Here is a 6,248-nt window from a genome sequence, read left to right on the forward strand (position 1 = left end):
TCAGAGACCTTTTGCCCGCAGGCCATCGGCCTGCAAATCCTTTGCCAGCGCATCGAAGGCGCGCAGATTGGCGATCAGCCCGGCAAGCTGATCCACCGGCACCATGTTCGGCCCGTCGCTGGGCGCATGGTCGGGGTTTTCGTGGGTTTCGATGAACAGCGCCGAAACCCCCACCGCACAGGCCGCCCGCGCCAGCACCGGCACATATTCGCGCTGCCCGCCCGACGATCCGCCAAGCCCGCCCGGTTGCTGCACCGAATGGGTGGCGTCGAACACCACCGGCCAGCCGGTTTCGGCCATTTTCGGCAGGCCGCGGAAATCGGTGACCAGCGTGTTATATCCGAAGGAGGTGCCGCGCTCGCACAGCAGGATGCGGCGATTGCCGGTGCTTTCCACCTTGGCCGCCACGTTCTTCATGTCCCACGGCGCCAGAAACTGGCCCTTCTTGATGTTCACAGCCTTGCCGGTTTCGCCCGCCGCGATCAGCAGATCGGTCTGGCGGCACAGGAAGGCCGGGATCTGCAGCACGTCGCAAACCTCGGCCGCCTTGGCGCAATGCCAGGGCTCATGCACATCGGTCAGCACCGGCACGCCGAATTCGTCCCGGATCCGGCCCAGAATTTCCAGCCCCTTTTCCATCCCCAGCCCGCGTTCGGTGCCGATGGAGGATCGGTTGGCCTTGTCATAGCTGGCCTTGAAGATGAACTTCGTGCCGGTGGGGGCGCAGGCCTCGGCGATGCGGCTGGCCATCATGCGGGCATGATCGAGGCTTTCCAGCTGGCAGGGCCCGGTGATCAGCGAAATCGGGTTTGGCCCGCCGATCGCGATGTCGCCGATGGTGACGATATGTTGGGTCATGTCTTTCTCCTCAGACGACGCCCGCGCGCAGCAGGTCGTGCATATGCAGCAGGCCCACCGGCCGGCCATCGGGGGCCACGACGAACAGCGCGGTGATCTTGCGCGCATTCATCACCGCCAGCGCCTCGGCGGCAAGGGTTTCCGGCGCGGCGGTCACCGGGTTGCGGGTGGCCACCTCGCTGGCGCGATGCTCCATCAGGCCCACCAGCTTGCGCCGCAGGTCGCCATCGGTGATGACGCCCGACAGCCGCCCCGCCGCATCGGTGACACCCGCCACGCCAAAGCCGCGCGCGGTCATTTCCAGAATGGTTTCGGCCATGGGCGCGTCTTCGGCCACCAGTGGCAGGGCCTCTGCCCCATGCATCAGCTGCGCCACCGTGGCCAGCCGCGCCCCCAGCTTGCCGCCGGGGTGATAGGTGCGGAACTGGTCGGGGCGGAAGCTGCGGCTTTCCATCAAGGCCACCGCCAGCGCATCGCCAAGCGCCAGCGTCAGCGTGGTCGAGGTGGTGGGGGCCATGCCGATGGCGCAGGCCTCGGGCAGATCGGGCAGGGTCAGCCGCAAGCGGGCCGCCCGCATCAGCGTGCTGTCCGCGCGTTTGGAAATGCCGATCAGCGGGATGGAAAACCGCGCGCAATGGGCGATCAGATCGCCCAGTTCCGAGGTTTCGCCGGAATTGGAAATCAGGATACAGACATCGCCGGGCATTACCATGCCCAGATCGCCATGGCTCGCCTCGGCCGGATGCACAAAGAACGACGGCGTGCCGGTGGAGGCCAGCGTGGCCGCGATCTTGCGCCCGACATGGCCCGATTTGCCCATGCCGGACACGATCACCCGCCCGGTTGTCGCCAGGATCAGATCGACCGCCGGGGCAAAATCGGCGGGCAGATCGCGCGCCAGCACCAGCAGCGCCGCGCCCTCCACCTCCAGCACGCGCTGTGCGGCCAGACGGGCGGGAAGGGGGGCGGTATCCTGCGGGGCCATGCGGCTCTCCTCAATCGGGCGGAAGGCTGTGCCCAGATAGGCCCTCCGCCCGGCAAAAGCAAATCAGCCGATCATGGCGCGCAGGCTGGCAAAGCCCTGATCCAGCATCTGCGCGGCGATTTCAGGGCTTTCCGCCTCGACATAGAGCCGGAATTCCGGCGCATTGCCTGAAGGCCGCATATGCAGGATGCGGCCCGAGCCCAGCGTGAAGCGCAGCCCGTCGGTGCGATCAGTCGCGGCAACCGTGTCGGCCAGAGGGGCGAAAAACGCGGCAAGCTGCGCCGGATTCGTCTCTAACATGGCCAGAAACGTTTTCGACGCCTCGGGCTCGATCCCCTCCAACCGGTCGGCGGCGGTAAAGCGGGCGGGTTCGGCGGCGACCAGCGCGGCCAGCCCGCCTGCGGCTTTTGCCAGGCTCAGCGGTGCGATCAGCGGCAGCAGGCTGTCGCGGGTGGCCAGCGGCGGCAGCGGCCCGGCCGGGCCCTGCGCGGTGAAGCCCAGCAGGAAACCGCCATTCGCCTCGTAACCCACCACCTTGGCGTCGCCCGCCGTCTCCATGCCCGCAATCACGAAAGGCGAGCCGATCTTCGTGCGGATCACCCGGGCAAACTTGCCGCCCGCCTCGACCCCGGTATTGGAGCTGACGGGGGTCACCACCACCTCGGCGCCAAGGCTGGCGGCGGTGATCTGGCCCAGCACATCGCCCACGATCACCCGGCCTGCCGCATCGGCCAGCAAGGGCCGGTCGCCATCGCCATCGGTGGAGATCACCGCATCCAGCCCGAATTCCGCCGCCCATCCGGCAATCGCCACCCGCGCCTCGGGGGCCACCGCCTCGGTATCGACCGGGATGAAAATGTCAGACCGACCCAGTTCAACCGCCGTGCCGCCCAGGGCGGTCACCGTGGCCAGCAGCAGATCGCGGCTGACGGCGCTGTGGCTCCACACCCCGATCTTCAGCCCGGCCAGCGCCTGCGGCCCGAAGCCGGTGACATAGCGCGCCACCCAATCGGCCCCCGCCGTGGGGCAACTTGCCGTCGCAGGCCCCTGCCCCGTGCCGCCGCCCTGCCCCAGCGCCGCCAGAATCGCCGCCTCGTCCGCCTTGGCGATCTCGCCACCCGGCAGGTAGAATTTCAGCCCGTTGCGGTCGGCGGGAATATGGCTGCCGGTGACCATCACCGCCGCCGCCCCGGCCCCCATCGCCGCCAGCGCCAGCGCGGGCGTCGGCACATCGCCGCAATCCACCGTGGCCAGCCCCATGCCGCGCGCCGCCTCCAGCACCACATCCGCCAGATCGGGCGATGAGGGCCGCAGATCGCGCGCCACCCACAGCCCGGTTCCGGTGGGGCAGGCGCGGATGAAGGCGCGCACATGGTCCGCCACCAGTTCGGGCGTCAGCTCCACCACCAGACCGCGCAAACCACTCGTGCCAAATTTCGGGGCCATGACCCTCTCCTGTCTGAAATACCGGCTCAGGCTTAGCAGATCAGCATGTGGCTTCAACCTCTGGCGGCCCGACCCGGGCCGCCTGCCGTTTTTCTGGCAGGACAGGTTGATTTTTGCCCGCCAAAAGCGCACTCATCGGCCCCGACCAGCCAGCCGTGAAAGTCGATCCCATGCCCGCATACCGTTCCCGCACCACCACCCATGGCCGCAACATGGCGGGGGCCCGTGGCCTCTGGCGTGCGACCGGCGTGAAGGACAGCGATTTCGGCAAGCCGATCATCGCCATCGTCAATTCGTTCACCCAGTTCGTGCCGGGCCATGTGCACCTGAAGGATCTCGGCCAGATGGTCGCGCGCGAGGTCGAGGCGGCAGGCGGCATCGCCAAGGAGTTCAACACCATCGCGGTGGATGACGGCATCGCCATGGGCCATGACGGCATGCTCTATTCCCTGCCCTCGCGCGAGCTGATCGCCGACAGCGTGGAATATATGGTCAATGCCCATTGCGCCGATGCGATGGTGTGCATTTCCAACTGCGACAAGATCACCCCCGGCATGCTGATGGCCGCCATGCGGCTGAACATCCCGGCGATCTTCGTCTCGGGCGGGCCGATGGAGGCGGGCAAGGTCACGCTGGGCGACGGGCGCACCGTGGCGATGGACCTTGTGGACGCCATGGTGGCGGCTGCGGATGACAAAGTGTCGGATGCCGATCTGGCGGCGATCGAGCAGAATGCCTGCCCGACCTGCGGGTCTTGCAGCGGCATGTTCACCGCCAATTCGATGAACTGTCTGGCCGAGGCGTTGGGTGTGGCGCTGCCGGGCAATGGCTCGACGCTGGCGACCCATGCCTTCCGCAAGGGGCTGTTCCTCGAATCCGGGCGCCGCATCCTCGACATCACCCGCCGCTGGTATGAACAGGACGACGCCTCGGTGCTGCCGCGCAATGTGATGAACAAGGCCGCGTTTGAAAACGCCATGGCGCTGGATATCGCCATGGGCGGATCGACCAACACGGTTCTGCATATTCTGGCGCTGGCGCAGGAAGGCGGCGTCGATTTCACCATGGATGACATCGACGCGCTGTCGCGCCGCGTGCCCTGCCTGTGCAAGGTGGCGCCCAACAAGGCCGATGTGCATATGGAAGACGTGCACCGCGCCGGTGGCATCATGGCCATTCTGGGCGAGCTGGACCGCGCGGGCCTGATCGCGCGCGATTGCCCCACGGTTCACGCGCCGACCCTCGGTGCCGCGATCGACCAGTGGGATATCGCCAAATCGAACAACCCCGAGGCGCGCGCCCTGTTCCTCGCTGCCCCCGGTGGTGTGCCGACGCAGGTTGCCTTCAGCCAATCGGCGCAATGGCCGGATCTGGATACCGACCGCACGCATGGCGTGATCCGCTCGGCTGAAACGCCGTTTTCCAAGGATGGCGGGCTGGCGGTGCTGAAGGGCAATATCGCCCCCGATGGCTGCATCGTGAAAACCGCCGGGGTGGACGAGTCGATCCTCGTCTTCACCGGCACCGCCAAGGTGTTCGAAAGCCAGGATGCCGCCGTTTACGGCATCCTGAACGGCGGGGTCGTGGCGGGCGATATCGTGGTGATCCGCTATGAAGGGCCGAAAGGCGGGCCGGGGATGCAGGAGATGCTGTATCCGACCTCCTATCTGAAATCGAAAGGGTTGGGCAAAGCCTGCGCCCTGATCACCGACGGGCGCTTCTCGGGCGGCACTTCGGGGCTTTCCATCGGCCATGCCTCGCCCGAGGCGGCGGCAGGCGGCACCATCGGTCTGGTGCGCGAAGGTGACCGGATCGAGATCGACATTCCAAACCGCACCATCCATCTGGCGGTGCCCGAGGCCGAACTGGCCGCGCGGCGGGTGGAACAGGATGCCAAGGGCTGGAAACCCGCCGCCCCGCGCAAGCGCCAGATCTCGACCGCGCTGAAGGTTTATGCGCAATTCGCCGCCTCGGCCGACAAGGGCGCGGTGCGGGTTCTGCCGGAATAAGATCTGAGGCACGGGGGCGATAATCCAAGACAAAAAGCCTGTGACAGGGCAGGCAACCTTTCATAAGGTCATCTAGGACATGCCCCCGCCGGAGGTCATCCCATTGTTTCTGCTATTCAAGAGAGTGACATGCACATTTCTCAGTCCTCGCCCCCGTCCTCCGCTTTCCGCACCGTATTGCACATCGGGGCAGGTCGCGGTGCGAGGCTGGAAGAGTTCAGGGCCGCTGGCGCGACCAGGATCATCCTGATCGAACCGAACGAAAGTCTGGCAGCTACGCTCGTGCGAAACTGCCATGGGCTGGAAGATGTCGAGATTCTGACCGCTGGGTTTACCGGCGAGACCGGCAAGGCCGAATTGCAGGTGATGAACCTGCCCTCTCTGAGCAGCCTGCACAGTCCGGCGCCAGCCCTGAAGGAACTGTTTCCGGGGCTTCAGTTGCTGGAACGACAGGAGATATCGCTGCTTTCACCGTCCGAACTGATGCAGAAGATCGCCTTGGCAGAACACCCGGTGCAGCTCGTCTTTGACGCGCCGGGTTCGGAATTCAGCGCACTGAAAGCCTTAGAAGCCGAGGGCGGGTTGGCGGTCGTTGACCTGCTGGAGTTGCGCTGTGGCGAAGATGTCTGCTACGAGGAGGCAGTCAACCGGGCTCATCTGGAAAACTGGCTCGTAGATCGCGGTTTTCAGGTCGAAACGCGGGATCTTTCTGACCCGGACTGGCCTGTCCTGCATTTGCGGGCCGATCCGGCCCGCCGGGAACTGGTGCGTCTGGCCCGGGCTCTGGGCTGGGAAGCGGCCTCTGGAACGGCGGAAGATATCGCAGATTTTATCCAGAACACAGCGCTGCAAGCTCGCGCGGCGGCCCTCGCCGAAGCCGAAGCGGCGCGTGACCATGCCTTGGAACACGCCGCACGGCTGGAGCAGGATCTGGCCGACTCGCGCGAGAC

Annotated in this window: 5 protein-coding genes; 2 read left to right on the top strand and 3 right to left on the bottom strand. The window is 66.2% G+C overall.

Features of this window, described 5'->3' with window-relative positions:
- The 3 genes from kdsA to BMX43_RS18775 all read right to left on the bottom strand — a co-directional run bounded on the left by kdsA (position 1) and on the right by BMX43_RS18775 (position 3,289).
- The gene (gene kdsA, locus BMX43_RS18765; RefSeq protein ID WP_091303676.1) at positions 1-858 is read right to left on the bottom strand and encodes a 3-deoxy-8-phosphooctulonate synthase; all 858 of its coding nucleotides are present in this window, start codon (positions 856-858) and stop codon (positions 1-3) included.
- Positions 859-868: 10 nt separating this feature from the next.
- Entirely contained in the window at positions 869-1,843 is a 975-nt protein-coding gene (locus BMX43_RS18770; RefSeq protein ID WP_091303677.1) for a KpsF/GutQ family sugar-phosphate isomerase, read from the bottom strand.
- Positions 1,844-1,906: 63 nt separating this feature from the next.
- Positions 1,907-3,289 (bottom strand): phosphohexomutase domain-containing protein, encoded by a 1,383-nt coding sequence (locus BMX43_RS18775; protein WP_091303678.1) that lies wholly within the window; start codon positions 3,287-3,289, stop codon positions 1,907-1,909.
- A gap of 170 nt (positions 3,290-3,459) precedes the next feature.
- Here BMX43_RS18775 and ilvD point away from each other — a divergent pair, with 170 nt between their 5' ends.
- Positions 3,460-5,298, top strand: coding sequence for a dihydroxy-acid dehydratase (ilvD, locus tag BMX43_RS18780; protein WP_091303684.1), 1,839 nt, complete (start codon positions 3,460-3,462; stop codon positions 5,296-5,298).
- A gap of 129 nt (positions 5,299-5,427) precedes the next feature.
- On the top strand, positions 5,428-6,248 hold an 821-nt coding region (locus tag BMX43_RS18785), incomplete at its 3' end, for a class I SAM-dependent methyltransferase (RefSeq protein WP_139201633.1).

Source organism: Gemmobacter aquatilis, from assembly GCF_900110025.1.
In the GTDB taxonomy this organism is placed as follows: domain Bacteria; phylum Pseudomonadota; class Alphaproteobacteria; order Rhodobacterales; family Rhodobacteraceae; genus Gemmobacter; species Gemmobacter aquatilis.